General features: G+C 28.8%; 24 protein-coding genes, 1 pseudogene and 1 riboswitch. Of the genes and pseudogenes, 20 read left to right on the top strand and 5 right to left on the bottom strand.

What is annotated here, in order from left to right; translation table 11 throughout:
- Positions 1–305: 305 nt before the first annotated feature.
- Together GFJ41_RS16185 and GFJ41_RS16180 are read right to left on the bottom strand one after the other, a co-directional pair.
- Positions 306–1409: a DEAD/DEAH box helicase gene (locus GFJ41_RS16185; RefSeq protein WP_170075868.1), complete on the bottom strand. Its 1104-nt coding sequence runs from the start codon at positions 1407–1409 to the stop codon at positions 306–308.
- 255 nt (positions 1410–1664) lie between these two features.
- Positions 1665–2369 (bottom strand): MurR/RpiR family transcriptional regulator, encoded by a 705-nt coding sequence (locus GFJ41_RS16180; RefSeq protein WP_024620021.1) that lies wholly within the window; start codon positions 2367–2369, stop codon positions 1665–1667.
- Positions 2370–2442: 73 nt separating this feature from the next.
- On the opposite strand from GFJ41_RS16180, the gene GFJ41_RS16175 reads away from it, so the two are divergent.
- Both GFJ41_RS16175 and GFJ41_RS16170 read left to right on the top strand, forming a co-directional pair.
- Positions 2443–3057, top strand: coding sequence for an AAA family ATPase (locus GFJ41_RS16175; protein ID WP_024620020.1), 615 nt, complete (start codon positions 2443–2445; stop codon positions 3055–3057).
- A gap of 33 nt (positions 3058–3090) precedes the next feature.
- The gene (locus GFJ41_RS16170; protein WP_170075867.1) at positions 3091–4434 is read left to right on the top strand and encodes a PTS sugar transporter subunit IIC; all 1344 of its coding nucleotides are present in this window, start codon (positions 3091–3093) and stop codon (positions 4432–4434) included.
- 31 nt (positions 4435–4465) lie between these two features.
- Here GFJ41_RS16170 and ytaF read toward each other — a convergent pair whose 3' ends face one another.
- Positions 4466–5089: a sporulation membrane protein YtaF gene (gene ytaF, locus GFJ41_RS16165; RefSeq protein WP_053833158.1), complete on the bottom strand. Its 624-nt coding sequence runs from the start codon at positions 5087–5089 to the stop codon at positions 4466–4468.
- A 101-nt stretch (positions 5090–5190) separates the two neighbouring features.
- Positions 5191–5511, bottom strand: a complete 321-nt coding sequence (locus GFJ41_RS16160) for a DUF1540 domain-containing protein (protein ID WP_052169320.1) — start codon at positions 5509–5511, stop codon at positions 5191–5193.
- Between the two features lie 407 nt (positions 5512–5918).
- Here GFJ41_RS16160 and GFJ41_RS16155 point away from each other — a divergent pair, with 407 nt between their 5' ends.
- From GFJ41_RS16155 to GFJ41_RS16075, 17 genes and pseudogenes are all read left to right on the top strand, one after another.
- The gene (locus tag GFJ41_RS16155; RefSeq protein WP_021428561.1) at positions 5919–7427 is read left to right on the top strand and encodes a DUF1846 domain-containing protein; all 1509 of its coding nucleotides are present in this window, start codon (positions 5919–5921) and stop codon (positions 7425–7427) included.
- A gap of 73 nt (positions 7428–7500) precedes the next feature.
- The gene (dinB, locus tag GFJ41_RS16150) at positions 7501–8586 is read left to right on the top strand and encodes a DNA polymerase IV (RefSeq protein ID WP_035118703.1); all 1086 of its coding nucleotides are present in this window, start codon (positions 7501–7503) and stop codon (positions 8584–8586) included.
- Between the two features lie 139 nt (positions 8587–8725).
- Positions 8726–10123, top strand: coding sequence for an MATE family efflux transporter (locus GFJ41_RS16145; RefSeq protein WP_035118705.1), 1398 nt, complete (start codon positions 8726–8728; stop codon positions 10121–10123).
- 119 nt (positions 10124–10242) lie between these two features.
- The gene (locus GFJ41_RS16140) at positions 10243–10956 is read left to right on the top strand and encodes a phosphatase (RefSeq protein WP_085283688.1); all 714 of its coding nucleotides are present in this window, start codon (positions 10243–10245) and stop codon (positions 10954–10956) included.
- Between the two features lie 101 nt (positions 10957–11057).
- The gene (locus tag GFJ41_RS16135) at positions 11058–12287 is read left to right on the top strand and encodes a 30S ribosomal protein S1 (RefSeq protein WP_053833154.1); all 1230 of its coding nucleotides are present in this window, start codon (positions 11058–11060) and stop codon (positions 12285–12287) included.
- A 141-nt stretch (positions 12288–12428) separates the two neighbouring features.
- Positions 12429–12540: riboswitch (TPP riboswitch) on the top strand.
- A 72-nt stretch (positions 12541–12612) separates the two neighbouring features.
- The gene (gene thiS, locus GFJ41_RS16130) at positions 12613–12807 is read left to right on the top strand and encodes a sulfur carrier protein ThiS (RefSeq protein WP_170075866.1); all 195 of its coding nucleotides are present in this window, start codon (positions 12613–12615) and stop codon (positions 12805–12807) included.
- Between the two features lies 1 nt (position 12808).
- Positions 12809–13612, top strand: a complete 804-nt coding sequence (gene thiF, locus GFJ41_RS16125; RefSeq protein ID WP_170075865.1) for a sulfur carrier protein ThiS adenylyltransferase ThiF — start codon at positions 12809–12811, stop codon at positions 13610–13612.
- Between the two features lie 12 nt (positions 13613–13624).
- On the top strand, positions 13625–14401 hold the full coding sequence (locus GFJ41_RS16120) for a thiazole synthase (protein ID WP_021428542.1): 777 nt from the start codon (positions 13625–13627) through the stop codon (positions 14399–14401).
- A gap of 2 nt (positions 14402–14403) precedes the next feature.
- Positions 14404–15519 (top strand): 2-iminoacetate synthase ThiH, encoded by a 1116-nt coding sequence (gene thiH, locus GFJ41_RS16115; protein ID WP_035118715.1) that lies wholly within the window; start codon positions 14404–14406, stop codon positions 15517–15519.
- A complete protein-coding gene (locus GFJ41_RS16110; protein WP_035118717.1) occupies positions 15507–16094 on the top strand; it encodes a thiamine phosphate synthase in 588 nt (195 codons plus the stop codon). The genes thiH and GFJ41_RS16110 overlap by 13 nt, the downstream gene beginning before the upstream one ends.
- Positions 16095–16260: 166 nt before the next feature.
- Positions 16261–17574 (top strand): aminotransferase class V-fold PLP-dependent enzyme, encoded by a 1314-nt coding sequence (locus tag GFJ41_RS16105; RefSeq protein ID WP_035118719.1) that lies wholly within the window; start codon positions 16261–16263, stop codon positions 17572–17574.
- Between the two features lie 53 nt (positions 17575–17627).
- Positions 17628–18080 (top strand): DUF2383 domain-containing protein, encoded by a 453-nt coding sequence (locus GFJ41_RS16100; protein ID WP_150841766.1) that lies wholly within the window; start codon positions 17628–17630, stop codon positions 18078–18080.
- A gap of 131 nt (positions 18081–18211) precedes the next feature.
- Positions 18212–19612 (top strand): annotated as a pseudogene (locus GFJ41_RS16095) (MATE family efflux transporter); the annotation flags it as partial.
- A gap of 212 nt (positions 19613–19824) precedes the next feature.
- Complete coding sequence (locus GFJ41_RS16090) at positions 19825–21825, top strand: YgiQ family radical SAM protein (protein WP_170075863.1); 2001 nt, start codon at positions 19825–19827, stop codon at positions 21823–21825.
- A 211-nt stretch (positions 21826–22036) separates the two neighbouring features.
- Positions 22037–22591 (top strand): ECF-type riboflavin transporter substrate-binding protein, encoded by a 555-nt coding sequence (locus GFJ41_RS16085; RefSeq protein ID WP_021428534.1) that lies wholly within the window; start codon positions 22037–22039, stop codon positions 22589–22591.
- Positions 22592–22603: 12 nt separating this feature from the next.
- Positions 22604–24310: an ABC transporter ATP-binding protein gene (locus GFJ41_RS16080; protein ID WP_170075862.1), complete on the top strand. Its 1707-nt coding sequence runs from the start codon at positions 22604–22606 to the stop codon at positions 24308–24310.
- Complete coding sequence (locus tag GFJ41_RS16075) at positions 24307–25137, top strand: energy-coupling factor transporter transmembrane component T family protein (RefSeq protein ID WP_024620006.1); 831 nt, start codon at positions 24307–24309, stop codon at positions 25135–25137. The genes GFJ41_RS16080 and GFJ41_RS16075 overlap by 4 nt, the downstream gene beginning before the upstream one ends.
- Before the next feature lie 96 nt (positions 25138–25233).
- On the opposite strand, the gene GFJ41_RS16070 is transcribed toward GFJ41_RS16075, so the two are convergent.
- On the bottom strand, positions 25234–26412 hold the full coding sequence (locus tag GFJ41_RS16070; protein ID WP_170075861.1) for an iron-containing alcohol dehydrogenase: 1179 nt from the start codon (positions 26410–26412) through the stop codon (positions 25234–25236).
- Positions 26413–26590: 178 nt separating this feature from the next.
- Here GFJ41_RS16070 and GFJ41_RS16065 point away from each other — a divergent pair, with 178 nt between their 5' ends.
- Entirely contained in the window at positions 26591–26962 is a 372-nt protein-coding gene (locus tag GFJ41_RS16065; protein WP_170075860.1) for a MerR family transcriptional regulator, read from the top strand.
- Positions 26963–26967 lie beyond the last annotated feature (5 nt).

Below are 26967 nucleotides of genomic sequence, written 5' to 3'. Positions count from 1 at the left end.
GGTGGGAAGCTGCCTGGGAGAGTAGGACGTAGCCGCGTAATCTTTTTTATTTTACGGAAATTGTAGTGTGGTTGATACTTAGTTTGCGCTTGGGTCATAAAGCTGAGAAGATGCTTTAAATGACCACTTCGCTACAAACTAAATATCAACCACTTTTTATTGTGTAAAATAAAGAAGAATTACGCTTGTACGGTATTAGATAAAGGATAAGAAAAGAGGCTTTAAATGAACACTGCGTTGCAAACTAAATATCAACCACTTTTTGTTGTGTAAAATAAAAAAGAAGTGCTTTTGCACTTCTTTTTTTATACTTCTCTTCTTGGAATTTCCATTTCGATAGCTTCCTCTATTTCTTTTAGTGTATTGTGATCTTTAGGATCAACGAACATACAAGTGTAACCTTCTTCGCCAGCTCTTCCTGTTCTTCCTATTCTATGGATATATGTTTCAGCATTTTCGGGAATGTCATAATTGTATACATGAGATACGCCACTTATGTCCAGTCCCCTTGATGCAACATCTGTTGCTATTAGATATTGAATATCTGCATTTCTAAATGATTTCATTATTCGTTCTCTATGAGATTGTTTTATATCACTATGAAGTTTAGCACAGTTGTACTTTCTTCTGTGTAAGACCTCTTCAAGTTTATCAACTCTAGCTTTAGTTCTACAGAAAATTATTCCCATAAATGGATTATCAGAATCAAGTACAGAACATAGAGCATCTTGCTTTCCTCTATCTGTAGTTTCAACTACATTTTGCTTTATATTAGTAAGAGTTATCTCTTCCTTTTGAACACTAACTACAGAAGGATTATTCATATATTTATATGCTAATTTCTTAACAGCAGAATCCATTGTTGCAGAGAAACAAAGCATTTGACGATTTTTAGGAGTTTGTCTAAGTATTGTTTCAACTTCAATCCTAAATCCCATAAATAGCATTTGATCTGCTTCATCTAAAACTATTACTTTTAATTTACTAAGGTTAATAGTTTCTCTCTCTATATGGTCTAACAATCTACCAGGAGTAGCTATAACTAAGTGAATATTCTTTTTTAATTTTTTTAATTGCGCGCCTATATCTTTTCCACCATACATTGCTAATAAATTTATATCAGTATCTTCACAAAGTTTTTCTGCTTCTTTTGTTATTTGTATAGCAAGTTCTCTAGTAGGAGAAACGATTAAAGCTTGCACATGTTCAAGTTCAGGCGAAATATTTTCTAATATAGGTAGTAAAAATGCTAAAGTTTTACCAGTACCTGTTTGAGCTTCAGCGATTATGTCATTACCAGATTTTATAAGTCCAATACTTTCCTCTTGAATAGGAGTAGGGTTAGTTATTCCCATTATTTTTAATTTTTCTATCGTATTATCATTAATTCCTAATTCTTTAAAATTCATATTATTTACCTCTCAAAATATTGCTAATTTAATTTAAGACAACCTATTAATAATATCATAATAAGGTCATTAATTCTAACTATATTATAAATTATGGTCATAATTTTATGAATATATATGTAAAAGTGCAAATAAAAAAGTCCTAAAATTAAGAACTTTTTTAATAAAATGTTTTTTATTTGAAAACTTTTTTCTAAACACTTAAAAAATATTTAAAAAAACTAAAAAAAATATTAATATTACTTTAATACAAAATTAATCAATGTTACTTATGATGCATTCAAATAACAATAAAACTTCAGAGAAGAATGTATTAGGTGGATTTTTTAAATTTGGAAATTTTTCAAAGCCTTTTAAAATTATAGGAAAATCAGAAAGTTTAGCAAGCGTAGAATTTTCATTACCAACAAAACTAATTATTTTAATATCATTATTTTTAGCTGTTTGAACTACATCTAATATACTAGAGCTTTCACCTGAATTTGATATAGCTATTAGTAAAACATCTTTAGAGTTAGATTTATCTAAAAGTTGTAGATGAGTATTGGCTATACATTTAAATCCATTTATAACAAAACGCTCGCTCATATAATTTGCAATCATTTGAGAATATCCGACTCCTAGTAACATTATTAATTTATTTTTAGATTCTTTTAGTGTTTTAGATAAAGGAACTAAATTTAAGTTTAGTTGGTTATATGCATTTGAAAATATATCTACATTAGTATCTGTATCATTAGACTTGCTAGAGTAAGATATATTATAAATCATATCTGAGTAACCTTCAAAACCTAGTTTTTTACAAAGTTTATATATAATAGTTGTTGAAGTAAAGTTGTCCTGAGCAACTTTTCGTATACCTATTTTTTTCAAGTTATCAATATTATCATATAGATATTTTAAAATATTTTGTTCTATTTTAGATAGTTGGTACTTATCACGAAGATATTCAAAATTCATATTTAACCACCTCAAAGGCTATTATATATGAATTTAAAAAAAATATAAATAAAAATATATGGAGGTAGACATCATGGCTGAAAAATTTATAAAAGACCCGTGGGCAAGAATAAAAACTCGTAATGGGCTAAATGGAGATGAGGTAATATCATCACTTCAAAAATCAATAAGAAGAGGGTTAGAGGAGCAAGCTTGTGAGTTTGCATATGAAATGTACATAACATCACCTCAAATGGAAGAGAAACTTTGGAGAAGGTTATTAACTATAACTGTAGAGGATATAGGTATGGGAGATCCTATGGCTTGTACTATAGTCAATAATTTATATGAAATGAGAAAGCAGTTTTCTTATGCAGATGGGGATAGACCAATATACTTTATACATGCAATAAGATATTTATGTAAATGTCAAAAAGATCGTTCGAGTGATCTATTAAAAAACATAGTTATAAAGGGATTTGCAATGGGGAAAATACCTGAAATTCCAGATTATGCACTTGATAAGCATACTGTAAGAGGGGCAGAAATGGGAAGAGATTCATTCCATTTTTTAAATGAGGCTAGCAAAGTTATACCTCAAATGGAAGTAGATAATGATTATAAAGAGAGATATGGAAAGATATTAGAGATATATAAACCAGAAGATGCAGTAGAAAGTGCATTCCAATATAATCCTTGGCAAGAATAAAATCTAGAATTTATAAAAAGGGAGATTGTTTAAATGGGACAAAGTAAGCTTTTAGATAAATTAGATAAAATATTATCTCCTATTGGAGCTAAAATTGGGAGTCAAAGGCATTTAAATGCTATTTCAACAGGTATGATGATGACATTACCACTAATAGTAGTTGGATCGTTATTTTTAATAATAGCAAATCCTCCTATAAACCCTGAGTTGGTTGATCCTAATAACAGTAATGTATTCATACAGTTCTTATTATCATGGAAAGAATTTGCAGTTGAAAATTATTCGACTATAACGGCTCCATTTGATATGACGATGGGTCTTCTTGGATTAATGTCTGCATTTGCAATAGCGTATACGTTAGCTAGTAATTACAAGATGAATGCAGCTATGTCTGGTCTTATATCAACATCACTATTTTTTATGATTTGTGCACCTAGCAATGATGGAAATATACCAATGTCATTTTTAGGGGCAGATGGACTGTTTGTAGCTATTATAATAGGAATTGCGTCGGTTGAAATAAGTAGGGTAGTAGATAAAATGAATTGGAAGTTTAACTTGCCTAGTTCAGTTCCTTCTGCTGTTTCATCTTTTATAAACACATTAATACCTCTTTTATTAAACATAGTTGTATTATATGGTTTAAATGTAATTATAATAGCAAATACAGGAATGAGCTTACCTCAATCTATAATGAGCATACTTACTCCAGCTCTTAGTGTAGCTGATAATATATGGGGATATTTAATGCTTATTACCTTTGGTAATCTTTTATGGCTATTTGGAGTAAATGGGACATCTATAATATTTCCAATAGCATTTGCATTAGGCCTTAGTAATACAGGTCTAAATTCAGATTTAGTAGCAGCAGGACAAGATCCTAATGTTTTAATGAACTTACAAATGTTTAGAATAGCAATTTTAGGTGGAGCAGGAAATACATTGGGATTAGCTATTTTAATGGCTAAAAGTAAATCTACACACTTAAAATCATTAGGTAGACTATCTATTGTACCTGGTATATGTGGAATAAACGAACCTATAATATTTGGAGGACCTATAGTATTTAATCCTATACTTGCTATACCATTTATAATAACTCCGATTATATCAGTATCACTTACTTATTTTGCACAAAAGATAGGCTTTATAACTTGTGGGTATATAGTAGATCCATCATTTACACCATTCTTTGCACAAGCATACTTATCATCTATGGATATTAGAAATGTTATATTTGTATGTGCATTAGTATTAATAAGTATAGTTACATATTATCCGTTCTTTAAAGTATATGAAGGAAATATGATAAAGAAAGAATTAGAAGAAACTAATGAAGATGAAGATTTTAGTTTTGATGAAATAGATTTTGCATAAAAATAAAAAGAGAAGCACTATGCTTCTCTTTTTATATAAAACGAATGAATGCTAAAACAATAAGCATTAATCCAGAAAGCCAAGAAAGATTTAAATCTACTTTCTCTATAAATTTTTTACCTATACGAACGCCTATAAAAAGGCAGCAAGTTCCTATAACGAAAGATAGTATAACAACTTGTAAATGATTTATTGATACCAAACTACTACCGAATCCAACAGCTAAACTATCTAATGAAAGCGCGACAGCTAAATATACAGCTTCTTTAAGTGTAAGAGTTTTGGACTTGTCATAATCAGCCTTAGTTTCATTAGCATAAATCTCTAAAACAAATTTAAAGTCAAATACTTTAAAAGTCAAAGGTGCGCCTGCACTAGAAAATTTTCTAACATAGGTTTTAAAAAAAGATTCAAATAGTCTAAAAAAACCAAGTGATAGTAATAATGCAAAACTTAAAACACTTGCCGTATTTGGAGATAAAAAATCTTTTAAAAATCCACCAAGAGCTAAAGCTATCCCAAGAAACAAGGAACAAACTAAATTTATTACTAAATTAGAATAAAAAGGGATTTTTATTCTATCGGTCCCATAAGCTATACTAGCTACAAAAGTATCTATACATAAAGAAGAAACTAAAATTAACGACTCTATCAACTGAATTCACCCCTAATATATAAAATGATTAATAATATATTATTAAATTAGGGACAAATTAGTGCACAAATATTAAAGGCACCTATGACAGGTGCCTTTAATTAATATTCATAATTACTATTAAAATATCTTTTTATAAATGTTTCACAAGTATTATTTAAAGAGTTGATCTGAACATCTGAAGACTTACAAGCACCATTAAAGTTGTATGTACAATTAGAAGCACTACAAATTATATTTTTAGAAGAAGTTTCACTGTCACATACGGAACTTGTCATTTTAGAAAAATTATCTGCTTCAACAAATGTTTTACAGTAAGTCTCAGGTGTAACGTCAGCATCAAACCCTTCTATATGAATTACAGACGCAGAGCATACTCCGCTATTATTAAAAGTGCAGTTTGTAGATAAACACTTAATCAAAAAAACACCTCCCACTACAATATAAATATATTATTGAGTCAAGCTGGAAAAAATATACTGAAAATTTAAATAGAAATTAAAAAAACATATTGCAAATAGTTCTTAAATGATTTAGAATAGTAAGTCCTAAGATAAATAGATTAAACATTTAGTAGATATTTTGATTAAACTAACTCATTTGGAGTTAGTTTTTTTTTATTGATTTTAGAAAATACACTAGAAAAATATAAAAATTTATGATATTATTTTACTTTAAATTGGGTTATAGTTATATATGATATGAAATGGATACGTGAAAATTTAAGACTATAATCTATTTATATTATTTTTTTATTTATTTAATTTAATTTTAATTTATTTTTTGAAAAATATCTACTAAATTTACAATTTATCTAGGAGGAAGAACAATGAAAATAGGATTTGATCACAAAAAGTATTTAGAAGAGCAGTCTAAATATATCTTAGAGAGAGTTAATAACTATGATAAGTTATACTTAGAATTCGGTGGGAAGTTAATGTTTGATCTTCACGCTAAAAGAGTTTTACCAGGATTTGATGAAAATGCAAAAATAAAAGTATTACAAAACTTAAAAGATAAACTAGAAGTTGTGATATGTGTTTATGCAGGTGACATAGAAAGAAATAAAATAAGAGGAGACTTTGGTATCACTTATGATATGGAAGTTTTAAGATTAATAGATGATTTAAGAGCATATGAACTAGATGTTAACAGTGTTGTTATAACAAGATTTGAAGGACAACCTGCAACAACAGTTTTTATAAATAAATTAGAGCGTAGAGGTATAAAGGTATATAAACATGCTCCAACAAAAGGATACCCAAGTGATGTAGATACTATAGTTAGTGATGAAGGATATGGAGCTAACCCATATATAGAAACAACTAAACCTATAGTAGTAGTAACAGCACCGGGTCCAAATAGCGGAAAGTTAGGAACTTGTTTAAGTCAGTTATACCATGAAAACAAAAGAGGAAATGAAGTTGGATATTCTAAATTTGAAACATTCCCAGTTTGGAATGTGCCATTAAAACATCCTTTAAATATAGCATATGAAGCTGCAACAGTAGATTTAAAAGATGTTAACATGATAGATTCATTCCACCTTGAAAAATATGGACAAATGTCAGTTAACTATAATAGAGATTTAGAATTATTCCCTGTTTTAAAGAAAATAATAGAAAAAATAACAGGAAAAGAATCTGTTTACCAATCTCCAACAGATATGGGTGTTAACAGAGTAGGATATGGAATAGTTGATGATGAAGTAGTTCAAGAAGCTTCAAGACAAGAGATAATAAGAAGATACTTCAAAACAGCTTGTGAATATAAAAAAGGACAAGTTGATAAAGGTGCTTACGATAGAATTAAACTTATAATGGAAGAATTAAATTTAAAGCCAGAAGATAGAAAAGTTGTAATCCCAGCTAGAGAATATAGTGCTAAATTAAAGGAAGTTTCAAATACTCCTAACGATATATGTCCAGTAGTTGCATTAGAACTTAATGATGGAACTATACTTACAGGAAAAGCTTCAGAAACTATGAATGCAACAGCTGCAGCAGTTTTAAATGCTATAAAACATTTTGCAAATATAAATGATGATATGCACTTAATATCACCTGTAGTTTTAGAACCAATTATAAACTTAAAAGCGAATACTTTAGGTAATAGAAATGTTGCTTTAAGTTGTGAAGAAATTTTAACAGCATTAAGTATATGTGCAGTTACAAATCCAACAGCTCAAGCAGCTATGGAAAAATTAAGTATGTTAAAAGGTGCTCAAGCACATTCAACTACTATGTTAAGTTTAAATGATGAACAAACATTTAGAAAATTAGGAGTAGATACAACTTCTGATCCAGAATATCCATCAGCTAACTTATATCAAAATTAATTACAGATATATAACCGTATTGTAAAATTACAATGCGGTTTTTTTATGAATATTTCGGTAAGGAGGTGTTTTAGTGGATAGTGAAAGAAAAATAATTCATATAGATATGGATGCATTTTATGCATCTGTAGAGCAAAGAGATAATCCTAGGTTAAAGGGAAGACCTGTTATAGTAGGAGGAAGTCCGGAAGGAAGAGGAGTAGTTGCTACATGCTCATATGAGGCGAGAATATTTGGGATACACTCAGCTATGCCATCTAGTGTAGCTTATGTACGTTGTCCTCATGCAGTTTTTGTACCTCCAAGATTTGAAGTATATCAAAAAATATCGTATCAAATAAGAGAAATATTTAAAAGATATACAGATATAATAGAGCCTTTATCTTTAGATGAGGCATACTTAGATGTAAGTATAAATAAAAAAGAAATAAAATATGCTACTACAATTGCAAAACAAATAAAAGAAGATATAAAAAATGAAATAGGAATAACAGCTTCTGCAGGAGTATCTTATAATAAATTTTTAGCTAAAATTGCATCAGATTATAAAAAACCTAATGGACTTACAGTTATAACCCCAGATAAAGCTCAGGAATTTATAGATGATTTACCTATTAATAAATTTTTTGGAATTGGGAAGGTAACTTCTAAAACTTTAAAAATGATGGGTATAAAAAAAGGATATGATTTAAGGAATATGAGCTTACTTCAATTAGAACAGGTATTTAAGAAAAAAGGCTATGATATGTATAACTTTGCTAGAGGAATAGATAATAGGCCGGTTCAAATTAGTAGAGAGAGAAAATCTGTAGGAGCAGAAAGTACTTTTATTTCAAATGTATACTTTGACTCAGATGAATTAAATGAACATATAAAAGATGTTGTAAAAGATGTATGTAAGAGATTAAATTATATTAATAAATGTGGAAAGACTATAACTATTAAAATAAAATATGCAGATTTTAAACAGGTTACAAAAAGAAGAACATTAGAATCTCCAATATATACATATGACGATATATTCAAAAATACAAATATTTTAATTGAGAAAGTTAAAAATAAAGAAAAGCAAATTAGATTAATTGGTGTAACTATGTCTAATTTATTAGACTGTGAAAAAGAAAAATATCATAATATATCATTGTTTGATAAACTATAAAATAGGTATATATATACTTGGAAAATATTAACGTATAGTAAATATGTTAACAAACTTAAATATTTTAAAGTTAAATATTTAAGTTTGTTAATGAATATGATATTATATAAAATAATAAATTTAAAAATGGAGGTCGATTATGGGGAAACAAGCGACAGATTTAGGTAAAGGTAGTGTTGGAAAATTATTATTCCAATTAGCTTTACCTGCTATAATAGCTCAGCTAGTTAATGTTTTATACAATATAGTTGATAGAATTTTCATAGGTAGAATGCCTAATGGCGAGCTTGCAATGGCTGGTGTTGGAGTAGCATTTCCAATAATAATGATTGTATCAGCATTTAGTGCATTAGTAGGTATGGGGGGAGCTCCATTAGCTGCCATAAAAATGGGGGAAAAAGATAATGATGGTGCAGAAAAAATAATGACTAATAGTTTTTCTACACTAGTAATAATAGCAATTATATTAACGATATCTCTTTTAATTTTTAAAGAAAACATACTTTGGGCTTTTGGAGCTAGTAAAGATACAATAGGATATGCAAATGATTATATTGGTATATATCTTATAGGAACTTTATTTGTGCAAATTGGTTTAGGTCTGAATCCTTTTATAAATACACAAGGTTTTGCAAAAACAGGTATGATAACAGTATTAATCGGAGCAATAATAAATATAGTACTAGACCCGATTTTAATATTTGGATTTAACATGGGTGTTAAAGGGGCGGCATTAGCAACAATAAGTGCACAGTTTGTTTCTGCAGTATGGGTTTTATTATTCTTAGTTGGAAAGAAAAGTGTCCTTAAGATAAGAAAGAAATATATAGTTCCAAATTTAAAAGTTATTGGTCCTATTTTACTTTTAGGAATATCACCATTTATAATGCAAGCAACTGAAAGTTTAGTAATTATATCTATGAATAACAATCTTGCTAAATATGGTGGAGATTTAGCTATAGGAGCAATGACTATAATGAGTAGTGTTATGCAAATAATATTACTACCTATGATGGGATTAACGCAAGGTGCACAACCTATAATAAGTTTTAACTATGGAGCTGATAAATTAGATAGAGTTAGAAAAACATTTAAACTATTATTAGTAAGTTGTTTAGTTTACACAACTTTAATGTGGGGAGCTATAATGATATTCCCACAAGTATTTGTATCTATATTTAATAGTAATCCTCAACTTGTAGAAATAACTGTATGGAGTATGAGAATTTACTTTGCGGGAATACTACTATTTGGAGCACAAATCGCTTGTCAGCAGACATTCCTTGCTTTAGGTCAAGCAAAAATATCTATGATATTAGCTTTACTTAGAAAGATAATATTATTGATACCATTAATATTTATATTACCAATATTCTTTGAAAATAAATTACAAGGTGTATTAACAGCAGAGCCAGTTGCAGATATAACTGCAGCAATTGTAACAATAATATGCTTTAGTGTATTTTACAAAAAAACTTTATCTATAGATCATTCAATGCAACCAACAGTAGAAATTGCGAAAACTAAAGATGAGTAATTTAAAAAGCTATGGTAAATAAAATTTACCATAGCTTTAAATTTATATAAATTTATTATATACATATAACTAAAGGGTATATAATAATAAGAGATAGTTAAAACATAGGAGGATTAAATATGAATGCAATTATAGATTTACACTGCCATACTATTGCAAGCGGACATGCATATAGCACACTTAAAGAGAATATAGATGAAGCCAAATTAAAAGGGCTAAAGTATGTAGGTGTATCAGACCATGCTCCTAATATGCCTGGAAGTACACATCCTTTTTATTTTGGAAATTTAGGCGTTATAAAAGAAGAAATAAATGGAGTTAAAGTGTTAAAAGGAATAGAAGCTAATATAATGGATTTTGATGGTAATATAGATATTCCAAGTGATGTAGTTGGAAAATTAGATTATGTTATTGCTAGCTTCCATCCACCGTGCATAAATCCTGGAAACATACATGAAAATACAAAAGCAGTATTAAATGTAATGGAAAATAAAGAGGTAAAAATAATAGGACATTTAGACGATAGTAGATATCCTGTTGATTATGAAAAAGTTGTAGTAAAAGCTAAGGAAACTAATACTTTACTAGAGATAAACAACTCTTCATTAAGAACTAATAGCTTTAGGGTTGGAGCAATAGAAAATGCTAAAGTTTTATTAAATCTTTGCAAAAAACATGATGTTAAGGTTATTTTAGGTAGTGATGCACATATATACTATCAGGTTGGTAATTTTGAAAATTGTACAAAAATATTAGAAGAAGTAAATTTCCCGGGAAATTTAGTGGTGAATTTTAACGAAGAATATATAAAAGAATATTTTTTTGGAAAGTAAAAACAATTAATAATATCAAATAATATATCGTTAGTGATATAATAGTATATGATTAAATACAAAAATTATATAAACGTTTACATAGGAAGGGATGAAGTTTAATGGAGAACAATCAAACTATGCAAGAACTTTTAGAGCAACAAGAAAAAGAAATGAGTAGTATAAAAATAGGTCAAACAGTAAGCGGAAAAATAACTAAAGTATTATATGATGAATTACATTTAGAATTAAATTATGGATTTGAAGGAATTATATCTATATCTGAACTTATATTAGCTAAAGATGAAACAATAGAAGATAAGTATAGTGTTGGACAAGAAATAAGTGGAGAAATAACTAAGATAAATCGTAAAGATGGAACAATGTATTTATCAGCTAAAAAAGCTGTTATTGAAGCTACTAGAAAAGAGCTAAAAGAAGCTTTAGATAACCATACTATATTAACTGTTCATGTAGAAAGAAGCATTGAAAAAGGACTATTTGCAAGTTATAAAACAGAAACTGTATTTATACCGTTATCTCAAATAGATGTTACATTTGTAAACAATACAGCTGCATATGTAGGTCGTGATTTAGAAGTTTATATGATAGAAATGGATTTAAGAAGAAATAGAATAGTTGCATCTCATAGAGAAGTTGCTCATGAAAGAGTAGAAGTTGAAAAGGCAGCTAAAAGAGCAAAAATGAAGGCTGAGAGAGAAGCTGAAAGAGCAAGATTTAAGCAAGCTAAAGAGGATTTATTTAACTCTCTTGAAATAGGCCAAAAAAGAAGTGGTAAAGTAAGTAAAATAATGAACTATGGAGCATTCATAGATTTAGGTGGAATAGAAGGATTAGCACATATAAATGAATTAGCTTGGCATAGAGTAGAATCAGTTGAAGATGTAGTAAAAGAAGGACAAGAAGTAGATGTATATGTTATAAAAATAGACAAAGAAAATAAAAAAGTAGGACTAGCTATAAAAGATATAAACAATGATCCATGGAATTCTGTAAAAGAAGAAATGCAAGTTGGAGATATTGTTAATGTTAAAGTTTTAAAACTTATAGAAAGAGGAGCTTTTGTAGAAGTTAAGCTTGGAGTAGAAGCATTCTTACCAATATCTGAATTAAGTGAAGAAAGAGTTATGAAAGTATCTAATGTTGTTAATGTTGGAGACATAATAGATGTTATGATAATAGATATAAAAAATAAAGATAAGAGAATGGTTGTATCATTAAAAGAAGCTACAAAAGAGCCTGAAGAAGATTACTCTGAATTTTTAGAGGTAGAAGAGTCATTAGGATCATTAGGAGATTTATTTAAAGATAAGTTTAAAGATTTAAAATAAAATAGACGAGAAAAAATAGTATCTAGTATTAACTAGATACTATTTTTATTGTCATATTATAAAAGTATGCATAAAAATATAAGTATTAACTTTTTATTGAATATAAAAAAATACTATGATATACTCAACTTGTAAAAATGAATAAAAGGCTAGGGGAGCTATGATTGGATAGTTGAGAAGTAAAGCCGTAACTTTCAGACCCTAAAAACCTGATCAAGGTAATTCTTGCGTAGGGAAGCTTAATATAGTAAGTAAGCATTATTTTTGATGCATATGAAAGCGTTCTCTAAAAAGAGGACGTTTTTTTGCGCTTAAGGAGGAATATATGAAGGTAAATGGGAAAGAGATTTGTTTAAAACCTGGGACTACGATTTTAAACTTACTAGAGGAATTAAAACTTAAAGTTGATAATGTTGTTGTAGAAGTTAATCTAGATATCATTGAAAATCATCAATATAGCTCATATATATTAAAGTCAGATGATATCGTAGAAGTTATAAGGTTTGTGGGAGGGGGTTAAAGTGAAACTGTTTATAAATGAAACTTTAGAAATTTTGAATGAGAATGAAGTAAGCATTAATTTTATAAAAGACAGATTTAAAAAGAATGCAGATGTAGTTATATTAAATGGATATCCTATTTCAGAAAATAAACTTTTAAAAGATGGAGATAGAGTTACATTAATAAAAAAAGGAGAAATTCCTACATTTGAGGAGCTAGAAAGTTTAATGGTATCAAGGCATACTCCAAATATCCATGCTAGTTTGAAAAAAGGTAAAGTCGTTGTTTTAGGACTTGGAGGTCTTGGTTCTAATATCGCTATATCACTTGCAAGAATAGGAGTAGGACATCTAATATTAGCAGACTTTGATGTAGTTGAACCATCTAACTTAAATAGGCAACAATACTTTATAAGTGATATAGGTAAGTACAAAACCGATGCAATTAAAAATCATATAAAAAATATAAATCCATTTATAAAAATAGATACTGTAAATAAAATTATAGATTCATCAAATATAAATGAATTTGAGGATGTAGATATTATAATGGAGGCATTTGATAGTCCTAAATACAAAGCTGAAATTGCAAGTTTTGTATTAAAGAATATGAAAAATAAATACCTTATTTCATCATCTGGAATGGCAGGTTTTTATGATTCTAACATAATAAAAACAAGAAAGATAAAAGATAAATTTTTTATATGTGGAGATGAAGTAAGTGAAGCAAAAGAAGGGGATGGACTTATGGCACCTAGAGTATCTATTTGTGCAAACCATATGGCCAATCTAGCTACAAAGGTATTGATAGAATACATAAAATAGAGGGGGATAAAAATGGATAAATTAGTATTAGGGGGACATGAATTTAACAGCAGACTATTAATAGGAACGGGTAAATATGGCTCAAATGAGATTTTGCCAAAAGTTATAGAATCAAGTGAAAGTGAGATTATAACTGTAGCATTAAGAAGAGTTGATTTAGATAATAAAGATGAAAATATTATAAGTCATATTCCAAAAAAAATGACTATACTACCAAATACTTCAGGTGCAACAAATCATGTTGAAGCAGTTAGAATTGCTAGGATAGCTAGAAAAATGGGATGTGGAAATTTCATAAAAATAGAAGTGATAAGTGATTCTAAGTATTTATTACCAGACAACGAAGAAACTATAAAAGCTACTAAAATTTTGGCAGATGAAGGATTTATAGTATTACCGTATATGACACCAGATTTATATGCAGGAAAAAAACTTGTAGAAGCTGGAGCAGCAGCAGTTATGCCATTAGGAGCACCAATTGGATCTAATAGAGGACTTAAGATGAAAGAAATGATAAAAATTATGATTGATGAAATAGATATACCTATAATCGTTGATGCAGGAATAGGGAAGCCTTCACAAGCTATGGAAGCTATGGAAATGGGAGCAGCTGCGGTACTAGTGAATACTGCAATATCTAGTGCTCAAGATTCAATAAAAATGGCAAATGCATTTAAATTAGCTGTTGAAGGTGGAAGAGAAGCATATCTAGCTAAGGCTGGTAGAGTTACAAATTATGCAAATGCATCATCACCTTTAACAGGATTTTTAAGCGAGGTAGGTGTTTAGGATTGAGTTTTTATAAATTTATAGATTCATATAAAGATTTTAAAATAGAGTCTTATTTGAAAAATGTAAGCGATGAAGATGTTTTAAGAAGTCTACAAAAGGATAGTTTAGATGAATATGACTTATTAAATTTGCTATCAAAAACAGCAACTAAGTATCTTGAACTAATGGCCCAAAAGGCAAATGAAATAACCAATAGATACTTTGGAAAAACTATACTTTTATATACACCTATGTATATTTCAAATTTTTGTGTAAACAAATGCGTATACTGTGGTTACAATATAGATTCTGATATAAAGAGAAAAAAATTAAATGCAGATGAGATATACAATGAAGGACTAGCTATATCTAAAGATGGATTTAAACATTTATTACTCTTAACAGGAGAAAGTAAAATCCATTCAGATGTAAAATATATAGGAGATGCTGTTTCTGTTTTAAATGATATATTCCCATCTATAACAATAGAGGTTTATCCAATGGATGAGGATGAATATAGATACCTGTATGAAAAAGGGGTTGAAGGTATCACTGTATATCAAGAAACATACAATGAAAAAATATATAAAAATGTTCACTTAAAAGGACCTAAATCTAATTATAAATATAGATTAGATGCACCAGAGAGAGCTGCAAAATCTGGAATGAGAAGTATATCTATAGGAGCTTTATTAGGACTTAATGATTTTAGAGAAGAAACTTTTTTTACTTTGATGCATGGAAGATATATAAGAAATAAATATCCTCAAGTTGATGTGTCATACTCAATACCTAGGATAAGACCTTTTAAAGGTTGTTATGAAAATCTTATAGAAGTTAGTGATAAGGATTTAGTACAAGTTATGATAGTTATGAGATTATTTGATAATCAAGGAGGAATAAATTTATCTACTAGAGAAAGTTTAAGTCTAAGAAAAAATTTAATTCCTCTTGGGGTTACAAAACTAAGTGCGGGAGTATCTACTAATGTTGGCGGACATTCATCAGATGGAGAGGGAACAGAACAATTTGAAATAAGTGATGAAAGCAGCGTATTACAAATAAAAAAAATGCTTAATGATATAGGGTATCAACAAATATTTAAAGACTGGGAAAGATTTCAATGTACCTTATAACTAATAGACATTTATGTAATGAGAAAAGATATTTAGAAGTACTAGAAGAAGCATCTTTTAATGGTGTTGAAAATATTATATTAAGAGAAAAAGATTTGAAAAATGATGAGTTAGAAAACCTGTATTTTAAAACTAGAGAACGTGTAAATAAAAAAACTAAAATTATAATAAATGGTAATTATGAAATTTTCAATTCAGTAGATGCTGATGGTATACACATGTCGTTTGATATGTTTAATAAATTTAAAAATAAACTCGAATATAAAGAAAAGACTATTGGAGTATCTACACATAGTATAGAAGAGATTATTGAGGTGAAAAAATATTCAGTTTCTTATTTAATATTTTCACATATATATGAAACTAAGTGTAAAATTGATTTAAAGCCAAAAGGAATAAGTTTACTAAAGCAAGCTCAAAGTGAATTAAATGGATATGATATAAAGTTAATAGCACTAGGAGGAATTTTACCAAATAATGTGAAAGAAACTTTGAATTACTGTGATGATATCGCAGTTATGTCTAGTATTATGGAATCAGATAATGTAAAAGATACAATTAAAAGTTTTTTATAAATAGGCTATCCTAAAACCATTGAATAAATGGGTATAGGATAGTCTTTTTACGCTTAAAATTTACATGTAATAGATAGAATGAAAGCACATTATGAACTAATTTTGAATACTATTAATGAAGAGTTAATATAAATATTTTTAAATTTGTTTTTTAGGGGGAAAATAAATGTATAGAAAAGAAGTCAATTATAGACCTATGTTTGATGGAGTAGATTTAACCATAAAACTAGGAGATGGAGCATATGCAACACCTATATGCTTTGACAATGGAGCGACAACACCTCCTTTTAAATGTGTAGACAGAGAAATTTTTAAACATATGCAAATGTATGGATCTATAGGTAGAGGTAAGGGGCCAAAATCAGAGTATTCAAACAGAGTTTATGAAAAATGCAGAGATTATGTTAAGGAATATTTTAACTTAAAAGATGATGATCGATATACTGTAATATTTACTAAAAATACAACCGAAGGGATAAACTTGTTAGCAAATGCGTTGATAAATAGCAAATATGATAAAGTTATTACTACAAGAATGGAACATCATGCGAATGACCTACCATGGAGGTATAATGCAAATGTTATTTATATAGATGTAGATAATGAAGGAAAATTAAAAGTAGATGATATAGAAGAACAATTAATTAAAAATAGAGGTGAAGTTAAGTTTGTAAGTGTAACTGGAGCATCTAATGTAACAGGATACGTAAATCCAATACATCATATAGCTAAGGTAGCGCATAAGTATGGTGCAAAAATTATTGTTGATGCAGCTCAATTAGCTCCTCATAGAGAAATTAATATGAAAGGAACTGGAAATGATGATGCTATAGATTTTTTAGCATTATCTGCTCATAAAATGTATGCACCATATGGAACTGGAGTAGTTGTTGGACTTAAAGAAGATTTAGAAGATAAAGAACCATTTTTAAAAGGTGGAGGAGCTGTAGACTTAGTATTTGACTATGATATTTATTGGAGTGAATTACCATCAAAATTTGAAGCTGGAACTCCTAACTATTTAGGCGTTGTAGCTATGTATACAGCTATGAATAAACTAAAAGAAATCGGATTTGATAAAATTCAAGAACATGAAGAATTACTGAAAAATAGACTTATAAAAGGCCTTGAAGATATTGATAGGGTAGTACTTTATGGAGACTCAAATGACAAAGATAGATTAGGAGTTATTACTTTTAATGTAGACGGTATAAATTTTGATTCAGTAGCTGATAGATTATCATATATTAGAGGAATTGCTGTAAGACAAGGAGCGTTTTGTGCACACACTTATGTAAGAAGATTACTTGGAATAGATGACGCAGAAGCTCAAAAATTATTAAATAGAGATTGTAAAGCAGCTGGTATGGTTAGAGCTAGTTTAGGACTTTACAACACAACTGAAGAAGTTGATGAATTTTTAAATACTATGGAATTTATGATAAATAGATGTAGACACTTTGAAAATAATATATTTTAATTTATGTGAATAATATAAATCTTTGGTAGAAAACTAAGGATGAGGTGATAATTATGGATAAACATGATGAACTTATAAAAGAGCTAAATAAGTTTTTAAGAGGCGTTCATATGGGAGCAGATACATTTAGAGTTTATCAAGATAAAGCTGAAAATAAAGAATTAAAAAGTGAACTTACAAAAAGTATGGTAATATTTAGAGAGCAGGACGAAAAGGTAAGTTCATATATAAAGCAACTTGGCGGAGAGCCTACGACTTCATTAGGTGTAGCTGGAGAAATGGCAAGTATGTTTGAAAAATTAAAGGATATGTTTATAGATAATGACAAAGAATTAATTAAACATACTATAAATGCTATTGACATGGGAATAGAAGGTGGAAATAATTTGTTGCATTCATATAAAGATGAACACCTAGATAAAAGTATATTCCAACACTTAAATGAAATGGTAAGTCAATATAAGGTTATGAAAAATAAATTTGAAATAATGTACAAATCACTTTAATAAAAAGCTTGATTATATTTTATATAATCAAGCTTTTGTAATTTAAAAGAAAAAATAATATAGCAAAAAAATAAATTAATAGATATTATTATTATGTATAACTAAATGTCAGAAAATTCTTTAAGAAAAGAGGTGTATGGATGAAAGAAAGGATAGATTTAACAGAAGGTAAAATTACAGAAAAGCTAATAAAGTTAGCACTTCCTATAATGGGTACTTCTTTTATACAAATGGCGTACAATATGATAGATATGATTTGGGTAGGCAAGGCTGGAAGCAGTGCTGTTGCAGCAATAGGTACAGCAGGATTTTTTCCATGGTTAGGAATGGCACTTATAGCTATATCTAGAGTTGGAGGAGAAGTTCAAGTAGCTCAAAGTATGGGGAAAAATGATATTGAAAGCACTAAGTCGTATATAAAAGCAGCGATAGAAGTTAATATAATATTGGCTATTTTATATACTTTAATATTGCTTGTATTTAAGGATGGACTAATAGGATTTTTTAACCTTGGAGATGCAGACGTTATAAGGATGTCTAAAGAGTATCTTGTTATAGTAGCTATAGGAATGATATTTTATTTTATAAACCCAATATTTACAGCTATATTCAATGGAATGGGTAATAGTAAAACTCCATTTAGAATAAATACCATAGGACTTATAACTAATATTATATTAGATCCATTACTTATAATAGGTTTTGGACCAATACCTAAATTAGGGGTAGCAGGAGCTGCTATAGCTACAGTTTTCTCTCAAGTTGTAGTTACAATGTGTTTTATAGTAATGATTATAAAGCGAAACGACCAGTATTTTAAAATTATGTTTTTTAAGAATATTAACTTTGAATATTATAAGGCATTAGTTAAATTGGGTATGCCAGTAGCGATACAAAGTGGTATGTTTACTATATTTTCAATGCTACTTGGAGTAATTGTAGCATCGTGGGGACCAGTAGCTATTGCAGCTCAAAAGGTTGGTGCTCAGATAGAAGCTATTTCTTGGATGACTGCAGATGGGATAGCTGTGGCGTTTAGTAGCTTTTCGGGACAAAACTATGGAGCAAACAAATACGACCGAATAAATAAAGGGTTCAAGATAACTCTCATAATTGCTAGTTTACTAGGGATATTAAATACATTAATTTTAATATTTGGAGGAAAATCCATATTTACTATATTTATAAATGAAACTGAAACTATAGTTGAAGGAACAAAATATTTAAAAATATTAGGTTATTCTCAGTTATTTATGTGTGTAGAGATAATAACATCAGGAGCATTTAAGGGTATAGGAAGAACGTATATACCATCTATTGTAGTAACTGTATTAACTGGGGCAAGGGTCCCTATAGCATATTTTTTATCAAGTCCAGAAATTTTAGGTTTAAGTGGAGTTTGGTGGAGCATAACCATAACTAGCATAATAAAAGGAATACTTATGATAAGCGTATACTTATATTTATTGAAATCTAATAAACTGTACAGAGATAATAAACATGATATAAAAACTAAAACAATATTAAGATGATAAAGTTAAAAGTGCTAGTTAATATAATTAGCACTTTTTGTAAATTATATTAACTGGTAGAAAACCAATTTAACATAATTTTTGATGGAAATAAAAAATCATACAAATACTAGCTAAGTTAATGGTATAATAGAAACTTAGGAAGAAAATTTGATTCGAGTTAATAAAAGTAGTTAATAATAAATATAAATGACATATAAGTAGGTGATTAAATGACAAATAAATTTTTACCAATATGCAAACAAGATATGGTAGATAGAGGATGGGAACAGGTAGACTTCGTATTAGTAACAGGAGATGCTTACGTAGACCATCATAGTTTTGGTACAGCTATAATATCTAGAGTTTTAGAAAACGCAGGATTTAAAGTTGGAATAATAGCACAACCAGATTGGAAAACAACAGAAGACTTTATGAAATTAGGAGAGCCTAGACTAGGATTTTTAGTTAACTCTGGAAATATGGACTCTATGGTAAATCATTACTCAGTAAGTAAAAAACATAGAGATAAAGATATGTATTCTCCAGGAGCTAAAATGGGGCTTAGACCGGATAGAGCTGTTATAGTTTACTGTAATAAAATAAGAGAAGCATATAAAGATGCGAAAATAATAATAGGTGGAATTGAAGCTAGTTTAAGAAGATTTGCGCATTATGATTATTGGAGTGATAGAGTAAGAAAATCTATGCTTATAGATAGTCAAGCTGATTTGTTAGTTTACGGTATGAGTGAAAAACAAATCGTAGAAGTTGCAAATGCATTAAATGATGGTTTTGAACCAAAGTATATAAGACATGTAAATGGGACTTGTTATATAGCAGATAGCAAAGATGAAATATATGATGATTATGTAGAGATACCATCATTTAAAGATGTTTCTTCAAGTAAAGAAGAATATGCTAAAGCATTTAAAATTCAGTATGATGAACAAGACCCATATAGAGGTAAAGTTATAATACAAAGACATGGAGATAAGTATTTAGTTCAAAACAAACCTGAAAAACCATTAAATAGAGAAGAGCTAGATGCAGTTTATGCACTTCCTTATGCCAAGGATTATCATCCTATTTATAAAGCTATGGGTGGAATACCAGCGATAGAAGAAGTTAAATTTGGAATCGTAAGTTCTAGAGGATGCTTTGGGAGTTGTTCTTTCTGTGCTATAACATTCCATCAAGGAAGAGCCGTACAAAGTAGAAGCCATGAATCTATATTAGATGAAGCTAAATATATAACTGAACTAGATGATTTTAAAGGATATATACACGATGTTGGTGGACCAACAGCAAACTTTAGAGATGCAGCTTGTAAAAAGCAAATAACTAAAGGTGCTTGTAAAAATAAACAATGTCTACACCCAGAACCATGCAAAAACTTAAAGGTTGATCACACAGATTTCTTAGAACTTTTAAGAAAAGTAAGAAGTTTACCTAAAGTTAAAAAGGTGTTTGTACGTTCAGGAATAAGATATGACTATGTAATGGCAGATAAAAATGATAAGTTCTTTAAAGAACTTGTTGAACATCATGTAAGTGGACAATTAAAAGTTGCACCAGAGCATATAGCTGAAGAAGTTTTAGATCATATGCAAAAGCCAGCAGGTAACACTTATGATAAATTTAGAGATAAATTCTTTAGGTTAAGTGAAAAAGTTGGGAAAAAACAATATATTATACCGTATTTAATGTCTTCGCATCCAGGTTCTACTTTGAACTCAGCAATAGAATTAGCTGAATATTTAAGAGACACTAAATATCAACCAGAACAAGTTCAAGATTTTTATCCAACACCAGGAACTTTATCAACTACAATGTTCTATACAGGTATAGACCCGTTAACTATGAAACCTGTATATGTTCCAAAGTCTAAGCATGAAAAAGCTATGCAAAGAGCATTGCTTCAATATAGAGCTCCAAGAAACTATGAATTAGTTCATGCAGCATTAGTTGAAGCTGGAAGAGAAGATTTAATAGGATTTGGGCCAAGATGTTTAATAAAACCTAGAGGTGAACATCCTAGAAATTATAACAATAACAATAAAAGCAAAAATAAAAACTCTTCATCTAAATCTTCAGGAAGAGGAAATAAAAAAGACGATAGTCGAGGAAAACGCGGAAATAAAGACTCTAGAGAAAATAACTCTAGAAATAATAGAAATGAAAAAAACGAAAGAAACAGTAAAACTAATAAGATAAAAAGAAAGAAAAGATAAACATAAAAAAGCCCATTTTTTAAATGGGCTTTTTATTATAATTTAAATTGATGCAAATTGACATTTTTCGATAAAATATTTATAATAAAAGTTATGACAAAATTTAAAATATAAGGATTTAGCAAGTCTTGTGCTTATTAAAATTTAGAACAATACTTGCTTTAAATATTTATAAATTATCCAAAATAAAATAGAAAAGGAGGAGATATGTATGGGAAATAAGCTTACTATAAAAACTATAGTTGCTATAGGGATAGGGTCTGCAGTATTTATGATATTAGGACGTTTTGGATCTATACCAACAGGAATTCCAAATACTAATATAGAGACGGCATATGCATTTTTAGCATTAATGGCTCTTATGTATGGTCCACTTGCAGGATTTTTAATAGGTTTTATAGGGCACTGTTTAAAGGATTCTATATTTTATGGTTCACCGTGGTTTAGTTGGGTTATAGCATCAGCTGTAGTTGGTTTAGTAATTGGTCTTATATCTAAAAAAATTAATATAAGTGGCGGAGAGTTTAATAAAAAAGAAATAATAATTTTTAATATCACTCAGATAATAGCAAATGCCCTTGCATGGTTTGTAGTGGCTCCAACTCTAGATATATTTATTTATGCAGAACCTGCATCTAAAGTATATTTACAAGGTGTTTTAGGAGGAATAGGCAATATAATTACAGTAGCTGTTTTAGGAACTGCCATAATAAAAAGTTATGCTAAGACTAAGATACCAACGGGAAGTTTAGATAAAGAACTATAAAAGGAGATTCGTATGAAAAAGAAAATAATAGAATTTAAAGATTTTACTTTTAAATATAGAGTTCAAGCTAAACCTACTTTAAAAAATATCAATCTTACAATTTATGAAGGAGAGAAGGTATTAGTAGTAGGTCCGTCTGGTTCTGGAAAAAGTACTTTGGCTCATTGTATAAATGGTCTTACACCTTTTTATTATCAAGGAAATAGTACGGGTAGCTTGAAAATAATGGGGAAAGAAACTAAGGATATGGGGATATTTGAAATATCTAAAACAGTAGGAACTGTACTTCAAGATCCTGACAGCCAATTTATAGGATTAACAGTTGCAGAGGATATAGCATTTAAGTTAGAAAATGACTGTACTTCTCAAAGTAAAATGAAATCTATGGTTCAAAAAGTTTCAAAGTTAGTAGGAATAGACAAGCAACTTGATTCAGCTCCTTATAGCTTATCAGGAGGACAAAAACAGAGAGTTACATTAGCTGGAGTTACAGTAGATGATGTAGATATATTATTATTTGATGAACCTTTAGCTAGTTTAGACCCAGCTACAGGTAAAAGTGCAATAGAACTTATAGATAGAATAAAAAGTGAAACAAATAAAACAATTCTTATAATAGAGCACAGATTAGAAGATGTTCTTCATTGTGATGTTGATAGAATTATAGTTATGAGTGAAGGTGAAATAGTTGCAGATATGAATGCTGATGAGCTGATATCTTCAAATATTTTAATTGAAAACGGAATAAGAGAACCATTATATGTTACAGCTCTTAAATATGCAGGGGTAGATATAAATCCTGATATGAAACCTGGACATATAAATACTATAGATATAAACAAATGTAGCGATTGTTTAAAGAAATGGGATAGCAATAGTAATATACATGAAGAACAAATCAATGATGATGTATTACTTGAATTAAAAAATGTATCATTTAAATATGAAAAAAATAAGCCTATATTAAAAGATATATCATTTAAAATAAATAAAGGTGAAATGGTTAGTATAGTAGGAAAAAATGGGGCAGGAAAATCTACTATATCTAAATTAGTATGTGGCTTTTATAAACCAACAAGTGGACAAATACTTTTAAATAATAGAGATATAATAGATGATTCTATAAAAGAGCGTGCGGAAAAAATAGGAATTGTAATGCAAAATCCTAATCAAATGATTTCTAAGACTATGATCTTTGATGAAGTTGCATTAGGGCTTAGATTTAGAGGTATTGATGAAGAAATAATAAAGGAAAAAGTATATGAAACATTAAAAATTTGTGGATTATATGAGTATAGAAATTGGCCTATATCAGCACTTAGTTATGGACAGAAAAAACGTGTAACTATAGCTTCTATATTAGTTTTAAATCCAGAAATAATAATTTTAGATGAGCCTACAGCAGGACAAGATTTTAAACATTATAATGAGATAATGGAATTTTTAGCAGATTTAAATAGAAAAGGTGTAACTATAATAATGATAACTCATGATATGCATTTAATGCTTGAATATACAAATAGAGCGATAGTTATAGCAGATGGTATTAAACTAGATGACGATACAGCAGCTAATGTTTTAACTAATAGTGAAGTTATAAATCATGCAAACCTAAAAGAAACATCTGTTTATGAGTTAGCTGTAAAATGTGGGGTAAGTGACCCAAGAAAATTTGTTAATAAATTTATTGATTATGATAGGAGGATTAGAAGAGTATGAAAACAACAATGCTATCATATATAAAAGAAGATTCGCCTATCCATAATTTAACAGGTGCTACAAAATTAATATTTTTCATGGCTTGGTCAATAGCTTCTATGATAACTTATGATACTAGAGTTCTTGTAGGAATGTTAGTATTAAGTTTAATAATATTTAAAATATCAAAAGTTAAATTTAAAGATGTAGCTTTTGTTATATATTTTATTTTATTCTTTATGGTGTTAAATAATATTGCTATATTTATATTAGGACCGTATCAAGGTGTTGAAATATATGGAACAAGAACGGACTTAATTAAATTAATAGGACCATATACAGTAACAGCTGAGCAGTTATTTTATCAATTAAATTTTAATTTAAAAATATTTGCAACTATACCTATGGCATTACTATTTATAGTTACGACTGACCCAAGTGAATTTGCAGCATCATTAAATAAGCTTGGTATAAATTATAAAATTGCATATTCTGTTGCTATAGCTTTAAGATATATACCAGATATACAAAGAGATTATCATGATATATCATATGCACAACAAGCTAGAGGAATAGATATGTCTAAAAAAGAAAAGCTAGGGAAGCGTATAAAAAATATTTCATCTATACTTATGCCATTAATATTTTCAAGTTTAGAGAGGATAGAAGTTATAAGTTGTGCTATGGAACTTAGAGGATTTGGAAATAAAAGAAAACGTACTTGGTATAATGCAAGAAAGTTTAGAACTAGTGATTACGTAGCGATATTATTAGCTATAGTAATATTATTTGGATCTTTATATATTACATTTAAAAATGGAAATAGATTCTATAATCCATTTGTATAGTAAAATAAGTTAATAAGATTACAATAAAATTTAAATACCCATAATAATTCTATATAGAATTATTATGGGTATTTTTAATAGAATAACAATATATGCTTATAAAGCTAAATTATATATAGCTAGAACATCTTCCCAGTTAAGTTTTTTTAGTCCACCAATAAGAATTTCTTTCCCATCTTTAAAGTTAGTAGATTTTTTTGCCATTAACTCTAAATTAGACTCGTTGATATTAAGTTCTTTTAAAGTAGTAGGTAATTCAAGTTTTTTATAGAATGATTTTAATTTTTCAATTCCCTCATTTATGATCTCTTCTTGAGATTTAGATGTACTTTCAACACCCATAACATTTATAGCAAATTGCTCAAACATAGGTGGGTTTTCTTTATATACATACTTCATCCAGGCAGGGGTTATGACAGAAAGTCCTGCTCCATGTGCAACATCATATATAGCGCTAAGCTCATGTTCTATTTTATGAGAAGCCCAATCTTGTTCTCTTCCTAAACCAAGTAACCCGTTATGAGCAATATTTCCAGATAAAGCTATTTCAGCCCAAGCATCATAGTTTTTATTATCGTTTATAATAATTGATCCATTTTTCATTATAGTTTTTAATGTGCTTTCGCATAATCCATCAATTAAATCTGTATTAGGTGTATTAGTAAAATAACGTTCCATTATATGACTCATCATATCACTAATTCCATTAGCAATTTGATTTCTTGGCAATGTGAAATATAGTTCTGGATTAATAATGCTTAATAAAGGTCTAAGCAATTCGCAGCCACAAGATAATTTTAGTTGTTTTTCTTCATTAGTAATAACTGTTCCAGTACTAGATTCACTTCCGGCTGCTGGTATAGTTAGAATAGTTGCAACTGGAATAGCTTCTTTAATTTCTATATCTTTGCAGTAGAAATCCCAAACATCTCCGTTGTAAGGTATCCCGATTGCTATAGCTTTAGCAGAATCTATTACACTTCCTCCACCTACAGCTAAGATAAAGTCTACTTTTTCTTTTCTGCATAGTTCAATTCCCTCGTTAACAAGAGATAAACGAGGATTTGGTTTTACTCCTCCGAGTTCAACAAAGTCTATTTGGTTTTCTAAAAGTGAATTTATTACATCTTCATATACTCCGCTTTTTTTTATGCTTTGACCTCCAAAGTGGAATAAAACTTTGTTGGCATAAGGTTTTATTAACTTTCCTATATTTCTATGTTCATTTTTTCCAAAAATTATTCTAGTTCTGTTTTGATAATCAAAGTTTAACAAACTCAATTCCTCCTAAATTTTTATACTTAATTTAAATCGTGTAGTTATTTAATAGAATTTTCTTAAGCTAATATTAATACTTAGAGTTAACTCTAAGTCAATAGCTTTTGTTTTAAATATTGACAATTATTTTTATAAGAAGTAATGTATAGCTAAATAAATTATAGGAGGATGAAGAATGAATTATACAATTTCAGAGGTAGCTAAAAAATTTAATTTAACTCAGCATACAATTCGCTACTATGAAAAAGAAAATATAATTTTACCTCATAGAAATAAAAATGGTATACGTTATTTTACAGATGAAGATTTAGACCAAATTGAAATGGTGTGTTGCCTTAAAGCTACAGGAATGTCCATAAAAGATATAAAATCTTATTTTAAACTTTGTTCACAAGGAGATGAAACATTAGAAGAGAGGTTGGACATTTTTAACTCGCATAGGGAACACATATTAAAAGAGTTTGAGCTATTACAAAAACATCTAGATAAAATTGATGATAAAATCAGTTGGTATAAAGGTTTTATGAAATCTAAGAGGTGTGACTGATAAGA

The organism is Paraclostridium dentum, from assembly GCF_012922555.1.
In the GTDB taxonomy this organism is placed as follows: domain Bacteria; phylum Bacillota; class Clostridia; order Peptostreptococcales; family Peptostreptococcaceae; genus Paraclostridium; species Paraclostridium dentum.
This window is presented reverse-complemented; position numbering and strand designations above follow the sequence as displayed.